This window comes from Lewinella sp. 4G2, from assembly GCF_001625015.1.
In the GTDB taxonomy this organism is placed as follows: Bacteria; Bacteroidota; Bacteroidia; order Chitinophagales; family Saprospiraceae; genus Neolewinella.
Map to the genome: position 1 here is coordinate 3,180,076 of NZ_LVWJ02000014.1, position 22,908 is coordinate 3,202,983.

Sequence of the window (22,908 nt, forward strand, 5' to 3'; positions counted from 1 at the left end):
ATCATTGGTTTCGTCGGCCAGACTTTAAACGCCAACCCTAAAGCATCCGCCGGCCTACTTTTTCTTCTTTTCCCAGGCTTCCGCCTCCTTCATCAAGTCCTCCAGCGACATATTATCGGTGCGGCTGAAGTGCAGCGTTTCTTTGTATTCCTGCCGGTCCAATTCCACTATTTTGATCTCGGTTCCGGTGTAAGCTTCGATGGCCCGCAACTTGTCGTGCTCATTCGGAGCGCAGAAGGTGTAAGCGATTCCCCGGCGGTCGCCACGGCCGGTCCGGCCCACACGGTGGACGTAATTATCGGGCTGGTCCGGCAGATCGTAGTTGATCACGTGGGTCACGTCGGCGATGTCAATTCCGCGGGCACTTACGTCGGTGGCGACCATCATCCGGGTAGCGCCTTCCCGGAAGTCTTCCAGCGCTTTATTCCGGTCGTCCTGGCTCATGTCTCCGTGTAGGACCAGGGCTTCAATACCGACGCGTGCCATTGCTTTTGTTACTCTTTCGGCGCGGACGCGGGTGCGAACAAATGTAAGGAGCTTCGCCTCCGGGTTTTCTTTGTAGAAGCGCTCGAGGAAAAATCGCTTATCATCCATTTCGATGAAGACGACGGAGTGATCGACGTTGCGAGAAATAGGATCCTTCGGTGAGATCTGAATTCGTATCGGCTTTTTGACCAGCGTGTAGGCCAATTTCTTGATCTTCTCATTGATGGTGGCCGAAAAGAACAGGGTCTGCCGTCGTTTGACGAGGTGGCCCATGATGCCACGGATATCATCAATAAAACCAAGGTCGAGCATCAGGTCCGCTTCGTCCAGTACGAGGATGTTGACGCGGCTGAGGCGCAGCGCTCCCTGATTCAACAAGTCAAACATCCGGCCGGGGGTGGCGATGAGGATGTCGACACCATCCTGCAACTGCGCGATCTGTGGGTCCTGTTCCACCCCTCCGGTCAGGGCAAATATATTGACGCGGGTACCCTTCGCCAGGTCGGAAAACACCTGATCCAATTGCATGGCCAACTCCCGGGTAGGGACCATTACCAGACACTTGATGCCGTCCTTCCGCCGCTGCCGTTCTTTCCCGGTGTGGATCAACTGGATGACCGGGATGGCGAAAGCCGCCGTCTTCCCCGTGCCGGTTTGGGCGATCCCCATCACATCTTCACCTTTCAGGATATGGCGGATGGCCTTGTACTGGATATCCGTAGGTCGTTTCCAACCCAGCTTACCGATTGATCTTTTGATTTCCGGAGCGAGGGGATATTGGTCGAATTTCATGCTGCGAAGGTACGGCCCCCCGGGGGCAGTTACTGAAACTTAAAGCTGTACCCGAGGCTGATCACCGGAGCTCCAAAAATGGTCAGCCGGAAGCTCTCCAGCGGGCTGCCGGAAGTCTCCGCGGTAGCGGCGCCAGAAGTGCGGGGTTGGTAGTAGATATTGTAGGCGTTCTTCCGGCCGTAGAGATTGTAGACCGTAAAGATCCAGTCGCCCACCCATCGTTTTTCCTCCAGTTTGGCGTTGTGAATGCGCCAACTGAAATCCAACCGGTGGTAAACGGGAAGCCGCGCATTGTTGCGTTCCAGGAACAACGGAACCGGCGTCTCACCAATCTGCAGAACCCCGTTAGGAACGGTGTACGGACGATTGGATTGCACCACGAAATTGAGACTGATTTGGTTAGCCTTCTGGTCGTCCAGCGTCAGGTTGAGGTTGAAGGTGTGGGGTTGATCGAAGTACCCATTGTACTGCTGGCCGGCGTTAACGCTGGTATTGAAAGTTGGCCCATCCACCGTGTTAAGGCTGCGCGCGTAAGCGTAGTTGATCTCTCCGGTAAAATTGCCCTTCCGTCGTTTGATGCCCGCCTCAATACCGTAGGCTACTCCTTGTCCCTGGATGAGGTCGGTCTCGACCGTTGGGTTGAGAAAAAAGTCCGCGCCCGGTTTGTATTCCAGTAGGTTATCGATGTCCCGGTAGTAACCTTCCAGGCTGAGTTCGTAGCCCTTGTCGCCCGGCAGCCAGTAGAATCCGCTGCTGTAAAGGGTTGCCTTCTGTGGCAGGATGTTGTTGTCCGACAGCTTCCATCGGCTACTAGGCAGTGGCGTTGTGGAGTTGAAGATGTTCTGGAGGTACTGGCGATTTAGTGCGTAGGCTGCCTTAAAACTCAGCTTCGGGGATAGCTGGTAACTTAAGCCCAATCGTGGTTCGAATCCATTGTAGGTCTGCATATTCTCGCCGCTTCCGAACTCCTCCGTTTCGGTAAGGCGGTCGGGATCCAGGATCTCCTCGTTGTCGTAAATCCGGTTTGTTCCGGGGCCCAGTTGTGCGTACTGGGTGAAGCGGAGGCCGGCGGAAAGAGTGAGGGCGTCACTGACTTTCCACTCATCCTCCACGAAAAGACTGGCTTCCAGCGATTGCTCGGTATCCAGATTCACCGGAAGGATGGATTCCACGCCGTCGGGGTCCAGACCGCCGGGGTCGATGTCATAGCGAATCAGCTGTCCTCCACCGGAAAGGCGGTGACCATTCTCGGTGTTATAGCTGAATATGGATTGCGCGCTGTGGTACTGAATGCGGCTATCGAATTCTATCACGTTATCCGTATCCGCTTGCGGGAAGAGCAACCGGGGTTTATGGTCGCTCCGGACCAACTGGGTATTCAGGCTCGCCCGATCGTTGAAGATCTTCAGCCACTCCGCCGTTCCATTCAAAGTGGAGTACGTATACTGATTGCGATCAGACGTTATGCCACTAAACTGATTGAGGAGATCGATCTGGTAAAAGTCAGCACTGTAAAAACCGGACACGGTGAAGATATTCTTCTCATTCGCGGTGTACCGTAATTTGACGGTGGCATCGGCGAAGCGGGATTCCGTATTCTTCAGGCGGTCGATCTGTTTAAAGATGAAGTCGTTGAATCCACCCCGTACTGCGGCCAGAACCTTCACCTTCTTCTGTTTGTCAACCGGTGTTTCAATGCTGAGGTGGCTCGATACGATGCCAATACCTCCCTGCATTTTGAAGTTGTCTGAAGTGGGATTACGACTCTTGACGTCGAGTACCGAACTGATGCGGCCGCCGAATTTAGCGGGAATGTTTGCCCGGTAGAGGTCGACGCCCCCAATAGCATCCGGTGTAAAGACAGAAAATAGACCGAAGAGGTGAGTCGGGGTAAAGACGGGAGCCCCATCGTACAAAACCAGATTCTGATCAATGGTACCACCCCGCACGCTTAGCCCATTGCTCGCTTCTCCGGCAGAGTTTACGCCGGAGATCAACTGAAGACCTTTAAATACATCCACTTCACCCAGGGCTACGGGGATTAGCTCAATGGCTTCAATGTTGAGTCGCTCCACACCCATCACCGGCCGGCTCAATCGTTCACTGGCATCGTTTGAGGTGACGGTGACCGTCTCAATCTGCTGAGCGGAGGGTACGAGCATAAGCTCAAGGGTTTGGGTAGGGCCGGCCATCCGCACGGTTTGGCTGAGTTGTTCGTAACCTAGAAAGCTGGCCAAAACGGTGAAGTTTTTGCTGTCCGTTTTCAGCACAACCGTACCTGAGCCGTCTGTCGTTCCGTTTATCGCGGCATCTTCGATCTGGACGTTCACGAATTCCAGCGGAGTCTTGGTCGACCCATCCGTCACCCGAACGGTCAGTTCATAGGCTTGTCCAGAAGCGAAAGTACTCAGGGTGATAGTCAGTAGAGCAACGATAAAAATCCGCATGCGTGGCTGCTTTGGCGTGTCAGTTCCAGACGGTGGGAGTGACGCTGAATAAGGTAAATGGGGGTGGGTTATCCGGGAGGACTAGCTAAGTTTTGCCTAATCGATCCATCCGGCGGGCCGGACGGTCGTGCGGTTCAGACCAATACACGGGGCGGCGGGTGGTGGTGGGATACGGGGCTCGAGCCGTAGCGTCCCGTCGAAGGGCAGGCTACGACCACCGAAAGTATCCCGCTCAATCATGACGCGGTCAACAGTCAGTGCGGCCGCCTTCACGTAACCCAGGACGGGCATGTTCCCCTGGCTGACGTCACTAAGATTACCGACGAGGGCCGCGGGTAGGGGAGCGTTGAGCCCGCCCGATCCTTCGGCCAGGTCCTGGACCAAGCTGCTAAATTCAAATGCCTTACGCGTTACGTTGAATTGTCGGATCTCAAACAGGAGCCGGCCGGGCCGGTTGTAGTCCGTCCGGTTAGCCACCACACCGGAGATCAACTGTCCATCACTGAATTCGTCGGAGAAAAGATCGACGTTGGCCGACTCGCTCGTCACCCAGCAGCGCGTATCGCACAAGTAGTCGTACCGTTCTACGAAACGGGACCCGGGCGTCGGCATACATTCTCCGTTATTGTAGACCGACCGAAAACAGGAGGCACATACCTCGATCGTTTGAAACGTCCCTGAAGTGTACTCGTAATAATTGGCCTCACCCGCCGGATCCTGTACATCCACCAACACTTGGAAGGCGGGAATGAAACGGTCACGTGCCTCGCTGAAGTAGGACTCCTGTTCAAACTCCACCCGTACGTTTTGGAAAGGCACGGGTTCGGGTAGTACTTCCGCGGTGGACTCCACCATTTCGCCCCGTGGCGTCGCAATTTGCAGGCGGTAGCTTTCGCCGGGGATGCCCGCCCAGTCGGTTGGGGGCACGTAGACGCCTGGTGTGGAGGTACTAATCCAATTTACCCCTTGTCCTGCTCCGTCAATACTGGTTACAACGACGCCTTCGATGGGTTGCAGTACGGAATTACCAAAGAGCAACTCACTACGACTGACCTTTACCTGGCTTTCTCCGGCCACGTTGGTGATGGTGCCGTCCACCAACAGGAAGCCTTCCTCGAACTGGAATTCGGGAGCTACGGCGTCAGTACACGTACAGAGTAACAGGAGGAGCGGGAGCAACCCCATCAGTCTCGCTAGGGGCCGTCTCAGCATTTTCGTTTCATTCATCGGCCGCAAGGTAAGTCTTCAGGGGGAAGTGTGATCCCACTATCCTTGCTTCGCACCTGCGGCAGCGCCCAACTGAATGGTAGCTAGAAAACTAGCCTCTATTGCTTGATGAATTTGCGGGAGAAGACCTTGCCATCCGCTGTGCGCAGTCGGTAAACGTAAGTGCCGGGAGCAAGACCACCGGGCCGCAACGCGACGCGGGTATCGACGCCGCCGGGAAGCGTGACCGTGCCCGTGCGTAGGCGCTGACCGCGAACGTCGAAGACCTCGAAGTTGGCCGTGCTATCAACGGGAGCGTAGACCTTAAGGTAACTATCGGACCGCACCGGATTAGGGCGAGGAAGGCCCACCGCCCAGTCTCCCTTGGCCGTGCCGCGCAGCCGCGCCGTCTGGATGGGGCTGTATTCGAAGGAGCCGGAAAGATCCTCCTGACGCAGGCGATAGTAGTAAAGTGCCCCGAGGCGGACGTCCGTATCCTCAAAAGAATACTCGTTGATGCTATTACCCTGCGCGCCGGGTCTTACCCGACCGATGGCGCGAAAATTGCGCCCGTCCTCGCTGCGTTCGACCACGAAACCGGCATTGTCAGTTTCCCGGGAAGTGGACCATTCTACCTTGATAGACTTGGTTAGGCCACGGGCCGTAATACTCATCAGATCAACGGGTAAGGATAGGTTACATCCGTTAAAAATAGGGAGGTACTGGAAGCCGGGGTAGACGAGGTTTTGCACGGTGGTCTCCGGCACGTCGAACCAATCCATCAGCACCGAACCGTAGACGTCGCGGAAATCATACTGGTACGGGACGCCAGTAATTTGGTCTACCTCGGTGTCAATGACTGGGTTGGTTCCCGTGATGCCACCGGCGACGCAATTGCCGAATACAAAGAGGGAGCCGGCGTCGCCGTGGTCGGAACCATTGCTCGCGTTGTCCTTAATGCGGCGGCCAAACTCGCTGAACGTCATGCCCATAACGCGGTCCGCCAGCCCGAGCGCTTCGAGATCATCCTGGAAAGCTTTGATGCTGTCGGATAATTCCGTCATCAATTCCGCGTGGCGGCCGGTCAGGCGATCGCCGTCGTTTACCTGCGCGGAGTGGGTATCGAAGCCAGTCAGCGTAGCCACGTACACCTTTGTCTTCAGCCCGCCACTAATGAGGTAGGCAATGTCCCGCAACTGTTTGCTGAGGCGGCCGGTCGTGTAATTATCGGCGAGGCTGTTGCCGGCGTTGGCGGCATTCTGAACGACTTCACCGTACTCGTTACTCTGGCCAATCAGGGTGCGTACGAAGTCAACTTCCGTACCGTAGTTGGTACCCACGGGTAACGGCGTATCGCCTCCGGGGGCAATGTAGAGGTAGTTGAAGGGGTTGTTGACGGCAACGCTAAAGTTGGAGCTCGTGCCCTGGCAGGTTTCGCTGATTACCGTACCCATCGTCATCGCGAGCGGGTCAGTGTATTCAGTGCTCGGGTATCCAGTCGGATATTCGGGGTGGTCATTTTCGAGGTAGCGACCGAGCCAACCGGTGGTGATGACTTCGTCGGCGTCGGAAGCGGACGTCCAAATGTCGGTGCTGCGGAAGTGAGAGCGGTTTTGGTTGGGATAGCCAACGGCCTGAACGGCGCCCAGTTTGCCCTCGTCGAAGAGCGTCTTCATCCCCGTCATGGCGGAGTGGAGCCCCGTTTCTGGCGTAAGATCAATGATGCCGGAATCGGGTAGGGCGATGTTGGGCCGCACGATCCGCAGGTTCTCAATCTGGTCGGTACCGATGAGCGTATTCAAGCTATCGTTACCGCCGGCAAGTCGTATCAGCACGAGGACCTTGTCGCTATCCGGGTTGATAAATTGGGTGAAAAGTTGGAGGGGAGCACCGGCCACCCCATTGTTCAGGAGGGCTGGGATACTCAGCGCACCAACGCTGCGGAGGAAGTTTCTTCTTTTCACTTGAGAGCTATTCTTGGGGCCGGAAGCGGCGGGGTAGGCTTAAAAATTGGAGAGAGGGGAGGCAAGGTCGGTGACTAGTGCACGTGGAATTCAGCCAGTTGCATGAGGCCGTACATCATGCTGCGGATGCGGGACGTGACGGCATCGATGCCGGCCATATCGTTGGGGTTCGCCTGGTAATCTGAGTATTCGTTCGTCCAGACGAAGTCCTCCTGGCCACCCAGCAGTAATTCAACGAGGGCGTCGGTTTGCTCTTGTTCCAAAGGTTTGGGGAGGAGGATGGAGCACATTTCCTCGACCACGGAGATCGAATCGTAGGGGTTGTTCAGTCCGTCGACTACGCTCAGCCAATCGCAGCGGTAGGCAGTTTGGTCCCAGTAGAAAGCACCCGTCGTGCACCTGCGGGCGTGGCTGGTTCGCGCCTGAATGGTACTGGTGTTAAGCCAGATACGGTGGAAGCTGGGCTCCTGGTAGTAGGCCGTCCATCCAGCCACGGACGGTGGGGTGAGCAAGTCCATTCCCGTATCCCGGGCGTGAATGAAGCCTCTGCGCGCCGCTTGTTGGCCGTTTTGTACGGTGTCCTGTTCGTAGAAATTGGCCACCCGAAAGGTACTCTGAACAAGGTCCAGCGGCGTCTTGATCATCCCACCAATAATGGAGGTTTCGTAAAAATGCTCGCAGGATAAGAGGGCGCGTAACGCAGGTGCAATGTCGTATTGGTTATCGATCACCAATTGCGACATGGGGGCGATGATGTTCGTCTCCACCTCATCAGTGACGTCGTAATAAACGAAGTGGCGGTAGAGTTTGCGGCAGAGGTAGCGGGCGACTTCGTCCTTAGTGAAGATGATATCGACAACGTCGAGGTACTCGTTCTCTTCGTTGTTGGTGATGACTTGATTATCGAAGCGGTAGCTCAAAGTTTTATCCGTCCGGTCGTGGCGGTTAGTGACGTATTCCGCGTAGCTGTCGAGGCCGGGGGAGATGGTATTGAAGTTGATTGTCCGCCAACCGGTAAGGGCGCGGGCTAATTCGGTGACGTCCTGCTCGGTGTAGTTGGTGTAGTCTCCCGGAGCTACCTGCGGCCCCTTACCGATGGTGAAGAGTTCGAGTAGTTCTCGCGCGTAGTTCTCGTTGGGGTTCTGGCGGGTACTGACGTGGCCATCCAAGAAGCGGAGCATGTAGACGTCGATGGTCATTAGTTTGACCAATTCTTTAAAGTTGCCCGTGGCGTAATCCCGGTAGGTATTGAGGAAGCGCACACGTTCCCGGTCGGCGTTTATGCCACCCATCCCGAAGTGGTTGTGCCAGAAGAGGACCATTTTTTCCCGAATGTTGAACCCGGCTTCGGCGGTGGATTGAAACCACCAGGCCTGAACGCTCCGTGCCCGGGCACTCCTGTCGGCACTGGCGTCAAATTCTGATACCGCAAGATTCATCCACTCATCACCGATACCGGCCTCACCGTCGGGGCGGACGTAGTCGACATAGGTAGGATTAGCGGGAAGAGCAATCGACTCGAACAGCCGGTCCAGCGCCGCATCCAAACCGAGGGAAGTCGCCTCATCCAATTCGGCTTTAGTGGGGGCAAAAGTGGCCCGCCGTAAAAGGTGGCTTGCCTGTTGAAATTCCCACGGGCCCGAGTAAGCAGCGAAAGAGGTGGAAACAGCAGCCGTTAGTACTGATGTTGAAGACATGAAGTAGAAAATCTAAAGTGAAAATCTGTGAACACGAAGGTATGAATTCCACGAATCCTCCGTGCCCGCATTGTTCGGAAGTGTTACCCGTACGTCCATTCTCATGACAGAGGCGACGCAGTTTCGATACCATGCAGGCGAACGTAAACGCTTAAATTCGCAAGTATTCGTTTAATGCTCGATTAATTATTGGATGGGGCAAGATCATTGTGGCATAATCGCTACGAATGAACCCCAATAACCACGTGCAACTCTACGGACGGCTTGCCTCCCAGCCGGAGATAACAACCCTAACCGACGGAACCTCCCTGGCACGAGTACGGCTGTATCCCCTTACTACCTCGGCCGTGCCCGATGAGCCAGACGGGCCGCAATCCTTTCATTTGGTGGCCTGGCACCGACTAGCAAGCCTTATGCACCAAGAGCTACGGCGGGGTGACCGCATCCAGATCCAGGGTGAACTACGTAACCGCAGGTGGGTCCAAGCCGGCCGGACCCAGGTACGTACGGAGATACACGTCCGCCACTTCATCAGATCAGCGAATAGCCGGACGGAGTACCCGCCTTCGCCGCAGCCAGCTAATTCCTCCTCACCAACAACTTTCTAACCATCAAAATTAAACTACCCATGAATCAACTTACCCTCATTGGCCAGGTCCGCAAACCCATGACTTACCACTGCACGGAAGGCGGCCGCGATATGCTCCGCTTTGCCGTGGCTACCGGTGGGACGGAGACGGCCAGCAATTCCAAAGCGGGAACAACGTACTATCCCGCCCTCACCGAACACCACTGTATTGCCTGGGGCCCGGCTGCGCTGGATCTCCACGCCCACCTCGGAAAGGGGGACCGCTTAATGATCAACGGAGAACTCCACTACCGGACCCACCGTAATAGGAAGGGAGATCTTCAGCGATTCGCGGAGATCTACGTGCGGGGGTACACTTATCTGTAAGGACTTGCCGGATTTGATCGTTTGGGGGCAAACAAATTTGCAAGCCTGGGGCTTAAACGCCGTGAGGAATGCGAGAAGCCTCCCTGACGATTACCTTCGCGAACCGGCGGGGACCAACGACCCGGCCGCTTTTTGATAAACTATCCCCCGAGCCAATATTTATTGCTCAATCCGTACCCCAGTTTTAGTGATCAAGTGTATGACGACGACCCAACAAATTTGTGACCTCCAGGAAATTAAAGCCTACGGTAAATTCGGTGACATCGAAGTGTGGCCTGGCCGGCCCTATCCGTTGGGCGCTACCTGGTCGCCGAAGGGCTGCAACTTCGCCGTCTACAGCGAAGACGCTACCCGGATGGACCTCTGTCTTTTCCGTGAGGAAGCAGCTGACGTCGAAGTGTACCGGATCCGAATGATGGAGCAAACCGACTTGGTGTGGCACGTCTTCATTCCGGATCTACCCACCGGCTGGCGCTACGGCTACCGGGCCCATGGCGAATGGAACCCCCGTACCGGACGACTTTACAACCCGAACAAATTGCTGATCGACCCCTACGTAAAGGCGGTCGATGGAGAGATCAAGTGGCACGAAGCCATGTTCCCGTACCCCGTCAAGGAACAAGCCGAAGACCGGTACTTCCAGATGGACGAATCCGACAGTGGCCCTTATCTCACCAAAGGCGTTGTGATCGATACCAGCTACGATTGGGAAGGGGATACTCTCCTGGAACGGCCAATGCACGAGACGGTCATCTACGAAGCCCACGTCAAGGGTTTCACCCAGCTGATGCCCGAAATCCCCGAACAAGAGCGGGGTACTTATGCCGCGCTCGGGCATCCGGCTACCATCGAATACCTGAAAAATCTGGGGGTGACGGCAATCGAGCTGATGCCCGTCCACCATTTTGTGCAGGACGAGCGGCTCGTCAATATGGGATTACGGAACTACTGGGGTTACAACAGCCTCTGCTTCCTGGCTCCCCACGCTGACTACGCCGCAGCTGAGAAGCCGGAGGACCAGGTGCGAGAGTTTAAGGACATGGTCAAAAAGCTTCACAAGGCCGGTCTGGAGGTTATCCTTGATGTAGTGTACAACCACACCGCCGAAGGAAATCACTACGGCCCGATGCTCAGCATGAAGGGCCTCGACAATGACCATTATTACCGCTTAGTGGATGGCGACCGGCAGTTCTACATGGACTACACCGGAACGGGAAATACCATTGACATGACCAACCCGCGGACCCTCCAGATGGTCATGGACAGCCTCCGCTACTGGATCACCGAGATGCACGTGGATGGGTTTCGTTTCGATCTCGCCAGCGCCCTCGCTCGTGGCCTGTACGAAGTCGGCAAACTGAGCACCTTCCTTGATACGATCCACCAGGACCCGGTCATCAGCCAGGTAAAGCTGATTGCGGAGCCCTGGGACGTTGGCCCCGGTGGTTACCAAGTCGGTGCCTTCCCCGTCCTTTGGTCAGAATGGAACGGTAAGTACCGCGATAACGTCCGGGCTTACTGGCGGGGTGACGACGTTGGGGTGGGGGAGTTGGCCTCCCGCTTAAGTGGATCCTCCGACCTTTACGAGTTAAGTGGACGACGCCCAGCAGCCAGCATCAACTTCATTACGGCCCACGATGGTTTCACCCTCCGCGATCTGTACAGCTACAACGAAAAGCACAATGAGGCGAATGGGGAAGGAAACCGCGACGGCGAAAGCCACAACCTCAGCTGGAATTGCGGCGTAGAAGGACCTACCGATGACCCGGAGATCAATGCCCTCCGTCTACGGATGCAACGGAATATGCTCACCACGCTGTTCTTGAGCCAGGGCGTCCCGATGCTCACGATGGGTGATGAGTACGGCCGGACTCAGGGCGGTAACAACAATGCGTACTGTCAGGATAACGAGATCAGTTGGTTCAATTGGGAATGGACGGCGGACCAAACTGCACTACATTCCTTCACGCGTAACCTGATCGCGCTGCGGCGGGATAACCCCATCTTCCACCGCCGCCGCTTCTTTAACGGGCGGACAGTCAACGACTCCACCCTCGGCGACATCCTTTGGATCAACGCCAACGGTGACGAGATGCAAGGTGAAGAATGGAGCAGTACCCACACCCGTAGCCTCGGCATGCTCCTCAACGGCGAGGCGATGGATGAGTACGATGAGCGTGGCAACCGGGTAAAGGACGATATCTTCCTGGTCATACTCAATGCTTACTGGGAGGGTGTCGACTTTCGCTTGCCCGGTGTAAAAGAGTTCAGTATCTGGGAGGAGATTATTGACTCACACACCAGCGAAATCCCGGTAGAAGGAGATTACCCGGCGGATAGCAAGTTTACGGTTGGTCCACGCTCCATCCACGTATTCCGCCTCAAAACGCGGAAAGCAAACATCACGCCGGAAGGCCGCCGCAAGGTCACCATCGTCGATCAGGTGCGGAGATTGTGGGATATGATACAGGAGTAAGTTGGATCCGTCGCATCAGAAGAGCACCTTCGCAACTTGCTAAATACACCACAACCGGTGTGTTGACAAGACCAGCAGGAAGGCGACGCCTAGCGCTGGTTTCGCTGGGTAATTTAACTCGGACGTTCAGTCCATAGCCGCAGGGCATGGATTAGGGTACAGCCGTTTATCTTTGCTCCTCTACCTTCTAAAAGTAAGCTTGCCCCTATGGAACTCCTCAACCATCAGCAGATCAACGCCAAGATTGACCGTTTGGCGATGGAGATCCTGGAGCGGAATACTGCCGAGCAGGAGTTGTACATCATCGGCATTAACAACCGGGGTTTGGAATTGGCGGAACGGCTCGTCAGTTCCTTGCGAACAATTAGTGAAGCGCCCATTCACTTATGGCCACTGACGATCAGCCCAGCGACACCGCTTGACCCAGGCCCTTCGCTAACGAACGACGTCACACAACTAACCGATAAGGCCGTCCTCATAGTCGATGACGTCGCCAATACGGGGAGGACGCTATTCTACGCCATGCTTCCCCTGCAACAGGTGCTGCCAAAGAAGATCGAAGTTTGCGTACTCGTTGACCGCCGCCATAAAAACTGGCCGGTCTACGTGACCTACAGTGGGATGGACCTCAGTACGACCATCGAAGAGAACGTGCTGGTCACCTTTTCCGGACCCAACGGTGACGAGGCTACTTTGGAGTAGTAATTCAGCTACAAGGTTAGCCTAATATCGAGTATCAAACCTGCTTAAAACTAGTAGGTCTTCGTCATCGTAGCCGGGACGGTAAAGATGAAGTCCGCCTTTCCCTCATTCTCTTTCAGCAAATCATCAACTTCTTCTTGTTCCACGACGGTGATTGTCATCACTTTCTTTTCTGGAGCGTATCTGTCCAAGTACCAATAAATGCCTTGGTAGTTATCCGAATGAAAGCTGCCGTTAAGATGGAAGAGCCGACCGTTTTCGGGTAGGACCTGGCTGATGCGCCAAGCCATGGTAGCATCCTTGATGGCCTGCGCTTTGGGGAAGTTTTCACCGCCGTGGCCGCCGGGCATCATTTCCAACATTTCTACGTAGGCGGGTTGATTTGGATCGTACGGAATTGGTAAAGGGGGGAATTCACCACTTTCCGCCATTGGCCGTAGCCCTTTAAAGCCTTCCCGGAATACGACGCGGGCGTACTTGCGGGGAACGTTCGTGCCGTAAACGCTGATACCGTTTGCCTGAGCCCACTTGGCGATGGGTTCGTAGTCCGTACGGAAGTTGGGCCAAACGCCTTCGCCGACTTCATCCAGTGCTTTGAGCTCTATGTCGCCTACCAAATAATCCTCCAAAGCTTGCTGTTGGTCTACTTCAAACATCTCCATCCCCAGCGCGAGGGGGCGACCATCAAGATCCTGCAAATCACGGAAGACGGTATTCTGCAGCCAGTGACCGAGTGCGTCGTTGTGGGATTCGCCGAATAAGATGATGTCTGCCTTGGCAGCCGATTTAAGCAGCTTCTTGTACTTCGTCGCTGTCCCCTCCTTGGTGAAAAGATTATAGGCGAGTGGTAGCTTTTGTCCCATCGATAAGGTACTAGTCAGGCAAAGTAACAGGGGAAGCAAAAGTCGGAGCATGGCGAATCGATTAAGCAGCTATCAAAAGGGGAGCCAATTGCCATTCTACTAGTCCGTAGAGCTGGCCTTATGCTTCATCGCTGCGGCAACGAAAGCCGTAAACAGCGGATGTGGTTGCTCCACGGTGGACTTTAATTCCGGGTGGAACTGAACGCCGACGAAATAGGGGTGATCTTTCAATTCTACTACCTCCACCAGTCCGGTCTTGGGGTTTGTACCGGTGATCTGTAGTCCGGCGGATTTTAACTGATCGAGGTACTCATTATTGAACTCGTAACGGTGGCGGTGGCGCTCGCTGATCTTCGTCGTCCCGTAGGCCTTTGCGGCGTTAGAGCCCTTTACCAGTTCGCAATCGTAGGCGCCGAGGCGCATGGTCCCGCCCTTGGTGGTTACGTCTTTCTGGTCGTTCATCAAATCGATGACCGGGTGGCTAGCCTTTGGGTCAACTTCCGTGGACATGGCCCCCTCAATTCCAGCGACATTGCGGCTGAACTCCACCACGGCACACTGCATCCCCAGGCAGATACCGAAGAAGGGGATCTTGTGCTCGCGCAGGTACTTGATGGCGTTGATCTTACCCTCAATTCCACGCTCCCCGAAGCCGGGGGCTACCAGGATACCGTCGAATTTTTCCAAGAATTTCCCGACGTCTGCGGAGGATCCTTCCAATTGTTCGGAGCTGACGGGGACCACCTTGACCCGCGTTTCGTTGACGGCCCCGGCGTGAATGAAGGCTTCGTAGATGGATTTGTACGCGTCCTGTAGGTCAATGTACTTCCCGACGAGACCAATCGTCACCTCACCGGTAGAATTTTTGAGGCGGCCGAGGAAGTTTTTCCAGCGGCGCAGGTCCGGTTCTTTCCGGTCCTGAATGCGCAGTTTGCTGATCACCTGCGCGTCAAGGCCTTCTTTCAGCATTAGCAGGGGTACGTCATAAATGGTACTCGCATCCAACGCCTCGATGATGCAGGATTTTTCGACGTTGCAGAATAGCGCAAGTTTGCGGCGGATGCTGTCGTCAATCTCGTGCTCGGTCCGCACAACCAAAATGTCGGGTTGAATACCGGAGCTAAGCAATTCCTTGACGCTGTGCTGCGTCGGCTTCGTCTTGAGTTCTTTAGCGGCGGCGAGGTAGGGAATCAGGGTGAGGTGAATGCATATACAGTTGTCACGGCCGAGTTCCCAGCGCAATTGCCGCAGGGATTCCACGTAGGGTAGGGATTCGATATCGCCCACGGTACCTCCCAGTTCGGTAATTACGATGTCGTATTCACCCGTCTGGCCGAGGAGTTGAATACGGCGCTTGATCTCGTCCGTAATGTGGGGCACCACCTGTACGGTCTTGCCCAGGAAAGCGCCTTCGCGTTCGCGTTCGATGACGGTTTGGTAGATCCGCCCTGTCGTCACGTTATTGGCCTGGCTGGTGGGGGTATTGAGGAAGCGTTCGTAGTGCCCGAGGTCGAGATCGGTCTCGGCGCCATCGTCCGTCACGTAGCATTCCCCGTGTTCGATCGGGTTGAGGGTACCCGGGTCCACGTTGAGGTAGGGGTCGAACTTTTGGATGGTAACGGAAAGGCCACGCGCCTGCAACAACTTGGCCAAAGAGGCGGCAATAATGCCTTTTCCGAGGGATGAAGTCACCCCGCCCGTAACGAAAATATACTTGCTCATAAACTGCGATTACGGGGCACAAAGGTACGGCAAGAATGTCCCCCTGCGACCGTTCTCCGGCAACTATTATTTGCTTGCCAAAACAACTTTATTCCTTCCAATGTTAAGCCAATGTAAATTTTGGATTAACTTAGCCTTTACAAGACCCATCCAGTGTTAAGAGTAATGTCACATCCCAGCTCCAAAAGTCGCCTCCTCGGTGTTTTGGCCCTGCTCGCCGCTTTCGGCCAGTGGGCGCTGGCGCAGGTGCCCAATACGGTGGCAAGCAACGAGGTGGCCAACTATTTACGGGTGGACGCTAACGATAAGTTCAAGGACCTACGTCCCGGTCTGACGGCCGGCGCCCAGTCCTTCGACTTCTCCAACAATCTCATTTACTTCACCGCCGTCGCCGATGGGAAACGCGGAAACTTCATTCTCGATACCGGAGCCCCCGAGGTACTGATCAACGACCGTGGCCTGGCATCCCGCGGCAGCGCCCCCGTGGGAATTGCCGCCGGAGGCGAAGTATCGTTGGCAGATCATTTCATCAAATCGTTTGTGTTTACCGGAAAGGAACACCGCAAAATGTGGGCCTATTCCCTGGACCTCCGCCCCCTCGAAACCAGGATCGGCAAAGAGGTAGACGGATTCGTAGGCTACAACTTGCTCGGCGACAGCGAATTGCGGATTGACTATTTCGCACGGACATTTCAGTTGGTAGCCTCAGAGAAAAGACCGGTGCATTTCGGCCGCCAACCCGATCATGAAGTCGCCTTCTCGATGGTTGGTCATCTACCGGTAGTCACCGTAAAACTGGGAAAACAGAAACTGCGCCTTGCGCTAGACACCGGCGCTAGCGTAAGTCTGATTGATGCCTCCGTCGCGCAGACTAAACCTTCCGGTTCGAAAATGAATATCCAGGGGCTGGACGGCGAAGCCTTCGTAGCCAACCTGGTGAACCTGGACGGTAACGCTGACCTTCCACAACTGGAGAATCTTGAGTTTGCTTCATTTGAGGTAACCCAACAAAGTGCTTCCCGTAGTGGTAAGGACATTCACGGAATTTTGGGTAGTGATTATTTGTCCAAATTCGTGATTGGTATTGATTACCGTCGCCGTCGTTTATATCTTTGGAACCCCAGCCTAAGCAAATAAAGTGGATCTCAACCAATTCCCAGAGCGCCTCCGCTCCCGTGTCCTTTCTTCCGTCGTCCGCAACCTGCGTGCCGGTATTTCCGTGCGCCTCGGAAAGCTGGAAGGGGAAACGTTGCCGCTCACCGTACAACAGGTAGCGAATAACCAGGTGACTATCCTACAGCCAGCAGAGCTGGAAGCCCGGGCCCGCGCGGAGTTTTCTACGCTTCCTTACCAGCTGCGTATCCGGGTAAGTTGAACAGGTTGGCATTGTTATAGCCTGATGGGGCGGCTTACCTTTGTGGTATGCCAACTGTATCCCATCGCTCCGAAACGGTCCCGCTATCACCTTTCCGTAAACTGATTCCCGTCGCCGACGCCGCCAAGGCAGCCGGTCGCCACGTGTATCACCTCAACATCGGGCAACCGGATATTCTTACCCACCCCGCTGCCGTTGAGCAATTCAGGAAACTGGATTGGGAGATTCTGGACTACAGCCCCAGCAATGGCATCCCGTCCTACCGGGCAAAACTGACGGACTATTACGCGCGCTTCGGTATTGAGCTGGAAGCCGATAACATCATGGTCACCACGGGTGGTTCCGAGGCGATCCTGTTCTTCATGCTCAGTTGTCTCGACCCCGGTGATGAGATCATCGTGCCGGAACCTTTCTACGCGAATTACAATGGCTACGCGCACATCGCGGACGTGCGGGTAGTGCCCATTACCGGTCGCATTGAAGATGGCTTCAGCCTGCCCAGCCCCGAAGCTTTCGCCGCTAAGATCACCCGTCGTACTCGGGCCATCATGATCACCAGTCCGAATAACCCAACCGGTGCCTGTTACAGCGCCGCCGAAATGCAAACCTTGGCTGACATCGTCGTGAAGAACGACCTCTTCCTGTGTGCCGACGAGGTGTACCGGGAGTTCGCCTACGATCACCCTGTGCAATCGGTACTTGAATTTGACCAACTGCACGAGCACGCCATCGTTATCGATTCCGTGTCAAAACGGTACAGCGCGACGGGAGCCAGGGTAGGAGCTTTGGTATGTCGCAACTCCAAGATTTTAGCGGGTGTAGACCGCTTCGCTAAACTCAGACTTAGCCCTCCCGGTCTTGGGCAGATGCTAAGCGAATGCATGCTGGAAGGGGATACGGCGTACCTCAACGGCGTAAAGGAAGAATACCAGGCCCGCCGCGACGTAGTATTTGAGCGTCTGCAAGCCATGCCGGATGTCTTCAGTTATCGGCCCGGAGGAGCCTTCTACTGCTTTGCTCGGTTTCCCATCAGCGATAGTGAGGATTTCTGTCGCTGGCTACTGGAAGACTTTGAATACGAAGGGGCAACGGTGATGCTCGCCCCCGGCCCGGGTTTCTACGCTACGCCGGGCCTTGGCCGCGACGAATGCCGTATCGCCTACGTACTCAATCGAGATGACCTCAACAAGGCGATGGATTGCCTTGAACGCGCACTCCTTGTCTATCCGGGAAGAACGACGTCTCTTGCCGCTGATCAGATCGTGATGCCCAGCGTCAAATAAAAGCTGCGCGGTGCGGAAGGGATGATGCCCGGCCCCGGGTATCCGGTAGCCCTGCGGGTGAAGTAACGTTCGTCCAACAAATTCGTCGCCCCGGTTTCCAGTATGAGCTTTCTCCACCGATAGGATAGGCTGAGGTCCATCACTCCGTAAGCGGGGATTTCCCCCACGATTCCAGACTGATTATCCCGCCGGTCCTGCGGCGCGTTGCTCGCATCAGTGAATTGGGTGGAGAGATAGGCATACTGCAGGCTGGCTAACAGATTTCCGTGACCGGCCCTGAGCCCCGTTTTTAGATTGAGGGTAGGGATGAATTCTACTTCGTTGCCGGCTACTCCGATGATGGCGGACTCGAGGTATTCCGATCGCGTCACGCTCGTATTGGCAAAGCCTTCCAGAAAGTAGCCGGTCTTTTTACTGTTCGTCCCCCGCAGGACTTCATAGCTGATCAGCGACTCTAAGCCATAGATAAACGCCGAACCGATGTTAGCCCGTAGCCGAATGATGCGCCCGGTTCTAACCTCGCTCCCATCAGCCCTTATGGTGACCTCCGGCGTAAGTACCTCCCCGAGTCGATCGTTGTAACGGATGCCAAAGACATTGGCGTTGAGGGATAGTCTACCCACCTTTCCGCGGAAACCGGCGTCCGCCGTATACCCATCCTCGTCGGAGATATCTGGGTCTACCCGAAAGGAAGGATTGACGGTCCGGATGTCGTTAAAAGTGACGGATCGATAATTCTGGCTTATGTTGGCGAAGAACTCCCATTCCGTTTTTGTTCGGTAACTGAGACCGAGACCGAGCAATAGTAGGTTCCGCTCAAAGGTCCGCTGATCCTCAAAGGTGGCATCCCGGATTGGGTTGCCCGCCAGATCAAAGTCGATGCGCCGAAAGGTACCGTCGCTGCCCGTATTGATGTACTCGTAGCGTGCACCGGGCGTTACGCTGAAGCGGTCGTTGAGATAAAAAATGTGTTCACCAAACAATGCAAGATTCCGGTTGGGGAAGTCGAAGGAACTCTGATTAGGGAAGGCGGGGAAGCGATCAGTTGCCAGGTTAAAGTCCGCCGTCGCATCCGCCGTTCCGGGGCCCTGGAAAGCGGAATTATTCGCGTGGTAGTACTTCAATCCTACCAATCCAACCGCTTGTTGTTCCCCAATTTGGTAGCGGTGCAGGAGCCTGGATTCTACTCCGGCGTTGGCGAACTCGTTCTCAATCAGATCGCGGGGCGCCGAGAGGTCGTCCACCTGGCTCACCCGATTGGTGCGGAAGCCGACGGCGGAGCGCTTTGCCTGCAGCCCGAAGGCATTCACGCTCAGGGTAGTCGCATTGCTCAATTTATTATCGTAGCGTAAGCTGAACAGGGACCAATCCACCGCAAACCAATTACGCGTGCGGTTGCTCTGCAGTGGATCCTGATAAAACTGGGCGTCCGTCAGTCCGCCCGCTTGTTGGGCCTGGTAGGTCAGAAAAGTGTATTCGAAGCTTAGCTTGCTACGGTCGCTTAGCGCGTAGTCCAAGTGGAGGTAGGCGTTGTTGCTGTCAAATGAGGAATTGGGGCGAAATCCATTACCACCCTTGTAGTTGAAGTATGCGTAGTAACCTAGCTTTCCAGTATTTCCGCTAACACTGTTGAAGCTCGTGAAGAGGCCGAAGCTACCGACTGTTTGCCGGCTAGTAATCTCCACTGTTTTGGTGCGCACCGGTTCCCGGAACACGAAGTTGACGAGCCCACCAAACTGGGTGCCGTATTGCAAACTCGCTGCACCACGTACGACCTGAATTTCGCGGAGTGCTTCCGCTGGCGGCGTGTAGTAGCTCTCCGGGTAGCCCAGCACGTCCGCGGATATATCGTACCCATTCTGCCGGGTGTTGAAGCTGGCCGAACGATTGGGGTCCAGCCCGCGCCCACCGATGCTGAGTTGTAGGCCCGCATCGTCACTCTCGTAAATATTGAGGCCGGTCACCTGCGCGTAGATCTGCCGGGCCTGATTGGACGCCAGGTTCACGGTAAGGTTGTCGAGACTTACCACCTCGGTCTTCTTGCCCGCGTAGATCGCCGTCCCTTCAACCGCGCGTAGTCTTCTAAGGGCCGCTGTTTTCTCCCGCTCAGCGACTACCGTCACCGCGTCCAGTTGTAAGTTTAAGGGCTGAAGGGGGTAGGACTTGACAGTAATTTCTCCAGCCAATTCAACGTATTCGCGCCGCGTGGAAAAACCCTCCAGAAAGATGGTCAGGTTTACTCCTCCAATATTTTCTGCAAACGGAAATGAAGCTGATCCATCTTTGTTTGTTATACCAAATACTCCCGTTTCCGCAACGTAGATCTCCGCATTTGGCACAGGCGATGCATCATCCCCGTTCGTCACCTTTAACTCCAGGACCCGTTGGGCGCTGACGCAGGTGCCAAACAATGGGGTAAGCAGGACCAAGCCCGCCACCAAATTCCAAATCCAAAAAGTTCGGACGGACTTATAATCCATAGATCGTATCCTTAAAGGGCATGAGCCACTCTGTGCGAGGAGTGGTGGGGGAGATGGTCACTAGGTCGATATCGCTGCGAAGGTAGGGCTGGCTTCGGCGGCCATTGAGGGCAACGAAACTATCCACGTAAACCTGAGGGACCGTACCCGTCCGTTTTGCCTCCCGCTCGGCCAGGAAGTGGGCGAACTCAAGTAGGAAGTCCGGTTGAGTAGCTAATTGCTTGTTCTGGAAGGTCGTCAAATACTGGCTGGGCTCCACCGTTCGCGACCGACCGGTTTCGGGATTGACGAGCCGGTAGCTCACGTACCCCGCCTTCTCCATGAGCATCACCCGCCAACTGAAGCGGTAGCCTTCTTCGGTCCAGAAGAGTTCCCCATCGTGCAAAAGGTAGCGCCAGGGGAAGATCAGATGAAAGGCGAGCAAGGCTATCACGGCAATCTTCGCGAATGGTAGCGCAGGTTTACGATCGGCGTCAACCTCCATCGACGGGCTTGACTTGAATTCTGAGTCTTGTCCAACCGGAAGGAACCGCCCTATCCACGCCAGGATTCGCTGGTGAATTGTCGGCTCGAAAAAAATCAGGGCACTCACGATCATGATGTAGGGAAACATACCGATGGGGAAGAGCACCCGCGTCAGTACGTGGAAGATCACCACCGCTACGAAGGCCAACTTGCGCGTCGGTTTCCACAGCAGCAGAAAGGGGATGAGCAAATCATACGCCGCCCCGCCCCAGGCGAAGGCAAACTGAACCCAGCGCTCCTGGAGTAATCCGCCAAGCAGGGGAATGCTGTACTTCCCCGGCAACCAAATAGCGAGCGGTTGCGCGTGCAGCAACCAGTCCGAATTCAACTTGGCTAAACCGGCGTAGAAGTAGACGACCGCCACGAACAACTTGAGCGACTGGATGGTCCAAGTTGGCACTTTAAGATCCCGCCACCCAGCATCCAGGGAATAACTCTTGCCCGCCGGAAGAAAGATCATCGCCAGTGCCAGCAGACTCACGAAGTAGTAGTGGTTGAGGTAAGTCGTCTTGTCCATCAACTCGACGTAGGTAAAGCTGAGAAAAAAGGTGATTGTCGCCAATCGGTATTTCCAACCCAGCGCGATGGCCAGGGCGCTCAAACCCACCACGGCAAAGAGTGCGTAGGTGCCCTCGCCAAGCGGGCGGACCCATTCGAAATAGTCGTACTTAAAAAAGTAGGTCGGCTCCAGGTACAGCTTTTCGATCCAACCGTTGGCCCAAAAACGAATGACGCTCAGCACCATCATGGTACCGAACGTGATTCTGAAGAGGGCAAGCGGAGCTCCGCTTACGGGTCTGTTGTCAAAAAGAGCCAAGGGCGCTGTTTAAGGATCAATCACCGTCCGCATCGACGTAGTCTACGTTGATGTTCATCAGTTGGAGCATATCCACTTTGAGGAGTACGGTCAGCTTTTGCATTTCATCGTAGACGGCGAGCATCTCGGTGTTGTCTTCCAATACTTGCTCCTGGAAACTATCGTTGAGGCCGGCGGCCCGGTTTTCGATGGCGGTAAATTGACGGCTCAGTACGGGACTTAATTTATCCCCTACGCTGCTGCCTTCGATGGCATCCATATATTCCTTGAGACCATCCTGGTTGAAGAAATCCTTGCTCGCTTTGAGCGCTTCGAAGAAGTAGGGTTTGGACTTACCCTGGTAAAGGCTCTCCGCATTATTGGGCAGCGGATCGTCGCTAAACACGCCAGCCGGGATGGCCACCTTCCCCGCCCGGAGAAATTTCTCGTAGTGAAAAAGGTAATCATTCACCGTCCGGTCAATACTCGCCGTAGCGCTGTTCCCGTCGTTAGCAATGTAGTCTTCCCGGTTGTCCTCCAGTACGGTGAGGTGTGCTTCGTGTACCTTCAGTAGTTGGGTAACGATCGCCTGGGCGTACGCAACGGCAGCGGGGTTCGTTACCACGATGGGCTCGTCGTTCAAAGGCCCTTCGCTGAAGAGCAGGTAGTCCAAAGCTGGTAGCCCCTGTGCGTCGGTATTGCTCGGGAGGTCCAGGTTAGCGGACCCACCGAAATTGGCCTGGATTTGCTGGACGTCCGTCGGGTAAGTATTCGTCAGTTCGCGCAAACGCAGTCCCTCTCCGTAGGAAAGGATGAAGGGGCTCATCTGCTGAAAAGCCAGGTAAGTATTATCGAAAGAAGTACGCGCTGCACGGAGTTGGTTACCGCCGGAGGTAGTAGCGAGCGCATTAAGGTCAAGTTGCAGCTGCTCCAGTTTAGCGATGACGTTCTTTTGCTTAGGGATGAAGATATCCTCCATCCAGTGCGTAAGCATATCGGCTCGGTCGAACTCCACGGTCAGACCAGTGGGGCCCTGATCGTCGTCGGAGCCTCCACAGGCGCTGATGAGTACGAGAACGAGAAGCGGGAGAATGTATTTAACCATTGCTGGAGCAATTCAATCGTTAATAAAGCAGTGA

17 protein-coding genes are annotated in these 22,908 nt (G+C 55.2%); 7 read left to right on the forward strand and 10 right to left on the reverse strand.

Features of this window, described 5'->3' with window-relative positions; translation table 11 throughout:
- Nucleotides 1-54: 54 nt before the first annotated feature.
- The 5 genes from A3850_RS13205 to A3850_RS13225 form a co-directional block, all read right to left on the reverse strand.
- Nucleotides 55-1,278 (reverse strand): DEAD/DEAH box helicase, encoded by a 1,224-nt coding sequence (locus A3850_RS13205; protein WP_068217219.1) that lies wholly within the window; start codon nucleotides 1,276-1,278, stop codon nucleotides 55-57.
- Nucleotides 1,279-1,307: 29 nt separating this feature from the next.
- A complete protein-coding gene (locus A3850_RS13210) occupies nucleotides 1,308-3,725 on the reverse strand; it encodes a TonB-dependent receptor domain-containing protein (protein ID WP_068217222.1) in 2,418 nt (805 codons plus the stop codon).
- A 96-nt stretch (nucleotides 3,726-3,821) separates the two neighbouring features.
- Nucleotides 3,822-4,952 (reverse strand): DUF4249 domain-containing protein, encoded by a 1,131-nt coding sequence (locus A3850_RS13215; RefSeq protein WP_068217229.1) that lies wholly within the window; start codon nucleotides 4,950-4,952, stop codon nucleotides 3,822-3,824.
- Between the two features lie 98 nt (nucleotides 4,953-5,050).
- Complete coding sequence (locus A3850_RS13220; RefSeq protein ID WP_068217232.1) at nucleotides 5,051-6,895, reverse strand: DUF1501 domain-containing protein; 1,845 nt, start codon at nucleotides 6,893-6,895, stop codon at nucleotides 5,051-5,053.
- A 74-nt stretch (nucleotides 6,896-6,969) separates the two neighbouring features.
- Nucleotides 6,970-8,592 (reverse strand): DUF1800 family protein, encoded by a 1,623-nt coding sequence (locus tag A3850_RS13225; protein WP_076639951.1) that lies wholly within the window; start codon nucleotides 8,590-8,592, stop codon nucleotides 6,970-6,972.
- A 227-nt stretch (nucleotides 8,593-8,819) separates the two neighbouring features.
- Here A3850_RS13225 and A3850_RS19560 point away from each other — a divergent pair, with 227 nt between their 5' ends.
- From A3850_RS19560 to A3850_RS13240, 4 genes are all read left to right on the forward strand, one after another.
- Nucleotides 8,820-9,200: a single-stranded DNA-binding protein gene (locus A3850_RS19560; protein WP_076639952.1), complete on the forward strand. Its 381-nt coding sequence runs from the start codon at nucleotides 8,820-8,822 to the stop codon at nucleotides 9,198-9,200.
- Nucleotides 9,201-9,220: 20 nt separating this feature from the next.
- The gene (locus A3850_RS13230) at nucleotides 9,221-9,547 is read left to right on the forward strand and encodes a single-stranded DNA-binding protein (RefSeq protein ID WP_068217237.1); all 327 of its coding nucleotides are present in this window, start codon (nucleotides 9,221-9,223) and stop codon (nucleotides 9,545-9,547) included.
- A gap of 199 nt (nucleotides 9,548-9,746) precedes the next feature.
- Entirely contained in the window at nucleotides 9,747-12,023 is a 2,277-nt protein-coding gene (gene glgX, locus A3850_RS13235) for a glycogen debranching protein GlgX (RefSeq protein ID WP_068217240.1), read from the forward strand.
- Between the two features lie 207 nt (nucleotides 12,024-12,230).
- On the forward strand, nucleotides 12,231-12,725 hold the full coding sequence (locus A3850_RS13240) for a phosphoribosyltransferase family protein (RefSeq protein WP_068217243.1): 495 nt from the start codon (nucleotides 12,231-12,233) through the stop codon (nucleotides 12,723-12,725).
- Between the two features lie 50 nt (nucleotides 12,726-12,775).
- Here the strand turns inward: A3850_RS13240 and A3850_RS13245 are convergent, their stop codons facing one another.
- Entirely contained in the window at nucleotides 12,776-13,588 is an 813-nt protein-coding gene (locus A3850_RS13245) for a ChaN family lipoprotein (protein ID WP_231915324.1), read from the reverse strand.
- Between the two features lie 99 nt (nucleotides 13,589-13,687).
- Complete coding sequence (locus A3850_RS13250) at nucleotides 13,688-15,310, reverse strand: CTP synthase (protein ID WP_068217248.1); 1,623 nt, start codon at nucleotides 15,308-15,310, stop codon at nucleotides 13,688-13,690.
- Between the two features lie 165 nt (nucleotides 15,311-15,475).
- Between A3850_RS13250 and A3850_RS13255 the strand changes: the two genes are divergently transcribed.
- From A3850_RS13255 to A3850_RS13265, 3 genes are read left to right on the forward strand one after another with little or no spacing between them, the layout of a single operon-like run.
- Nucleotides 15,476-16,447, forward strand: a complete 972-nt coding sequence (locus A3850_RS13255) for an aspartyl protease family protein (protein ID WP_068217251.1) — start codon at nucleotides 15,476-15,478, stop codon at nucleotides 16,445-16,447.
- Nucleotide 16,448: 1 nt separating this feature from the next.
- A complete protein-coding gene (locus A3850_RS13260) occupies nucleotides 16,449-16,685 on the forward strand; it encodes a hypothetical protein (protein ID WP_068217254.1) in 237 nt (78 codons plus the stop codon).
- A 47-nt stretch (nucleotides 16,686-16,732) separates the two neighbouring features.
- Nucleotides 16,733-17,968: a pyridoxal phosphate-dependent aminotransferase gene (locus A3850_RS13265; protein WP_068217256.1), complete on the forward strand. Its 1,236-nt coding sequence runs from the start codon at nucleotides 16,733-16,735 to the stop codon at nucleotides 17,966-17,968.
- On the opposite strand, the gene A3850_RS13270 is transcribed toward A3850_RS13265, so the two are convergent.
- From A3850_RS13270 to A3850_RS13280, 3 genes are read right to left on the reverse strand one after another with little or no spacing between them, the layout of a single operon-like run.
- Nucleotides 17,941-20,448, reverse strand: coding sequence for a TonB-dependent receptor domain-containing protein (locus A3850_RS13270; RefSeq protein ID WP_068217257.1), 2,508 nt, complete (start codon nucleotides 20,446-20,448; stop codon nucleotides 17,941-17,943). The genes A3850_RS13265 and A3850_RS13270 overlap by 28 nt on opposite strands.
- On the reverse strand, nucleotides 20,438-21,790 hold the full coding sequence (locus A3850_RS13275; RefSeq protein ID WP_068217260.1) for an HTTM domain-containing protein: 1,353 nt from the start codon (nucleotides 21,788-21,790) through the stop codon (nucleotides 20,438-20,440). The genes A3850_RS13270 and A3850_RS13275 overlap by 11 nt, the downstream gene beginning before the upstream one ends.
- Nucleotides 21,791-21,806: 16 nt before the next feature.
- Nucleotides 21,807-22,874 carry an imelysin family protein gene (locus A3850_RS13280; RefSeq protein WP_068217264.1) on the reverse strand — a complete coding sequence of 356 codons (1,068 nt, stop codon included), beginning with the start codon at nucleotides 22,872-22,874 and terminating at the stop codon, nucleotides 21,807-21,809.
- Nucleotides 22,875-22,908 lie beyond the last annotated feature (34 nt).

Excerpts from the sequence above, each read along its gene's own strand:
- A3850_RS13205 (WP_068217219.1), bottom strand. The coding sequence starts at position 1,278 with ATGAAATTCGACCAATATCCCCTCGCTCCGGAAATCAAAAGATCAATC.
- A3850_RS13210 (WP_068217222.1), bottom strand. The coding sequence starts at position 3,725 with ATGCGGATTTTTATCGTTGCTCTACTGACTATCACCCTGAGTACTTTC.
- A3850_RS13215 (WP_068217229.1), bottom strand. The coding sequence starts at position 4,952 with ATGAATGAAACGAAAATGCTGAGACGGCCCCTAGCGAGACTGATGGGG.
- A3850_RS13225 (WP_076639951.1), bottom strand. The coding sequence starts at position 8,592 with ATGTCTTCAACATCAGTACTAACGGCTGCTGTTTCCACCTCTTTCGCT.
- A3850_RS19560 (WP_076639952.1), top strand. The coding sequence starts at position 8,820 with ATGAACCCCAATAACCACGTGCAACTCTACGGACGGCTTGCCTCCCAG.
- A3850_RS13230 (WP_068217237.1), top strand. The coding sequence starts at position 9,221 with ATGAATCAACTTACCCTCATTGGCCAGGTCCGCAAACCCATGACTTAC.
- glgX (WP_068217240.1), top strand. The coding sequence starts at position 9,747 with ATGACGACGACCCAACAAATTTGTGACCTCCAGGAAATTAAAGCCTAC.
- A3850_RS13240 (WP_068217243.1), top strand. The coding sequence starts at position 12,231 with ATGGAACTCCTCAACCATCAGCAGATCAACGCCAAGATTGACCGTTTG.
- A3850_RS13245 (WP_231915324.1), bottom strand. The coding sequence starts at position 13,588 with ATGGGACAAAAGCTACCACTCGCCTATAATCTTTTCACCAAGGAGGGG.
- A3850_RS13250 (WP_068217248.1), bottom strand. The coding sequence starts at position 15,310 with ATGAGCAAGTATATTTTCGTTACGGGCGGGGTGACTTCATCCCTCGGA.
- A3850_RS13255 (WP_068217251.1), top strand. The coding sequence starts at position 15,476 with ATGTCACATCCCAGCTCCAAAAGTCGCCTCCTCGGTGTTTTGGCCCTG.
- A3850_RS13265 (WP_068217256.1), top strand. The coding sequence starts at position 16,733 with ATGCCAACTGTATCCCATCGCTCCGAAACGGTCCCGCTATCACCTTTC.
- A3850_RS13270 (WP_068217257.1), bottom strand. The coding sequence starts at position 20,448 with ATGGATTATAAGTCCGTCCGAACTTTTTGGATTTGGAATTTGGTGGCG.
- A3850_RS13280 (WP_068217264.1), bottom strand. The coding sequence starts at position 22,874 with ATGGTTAAATACATTCTCCCGCTTCTCGTTCTCGTACTCATCAGCGCC.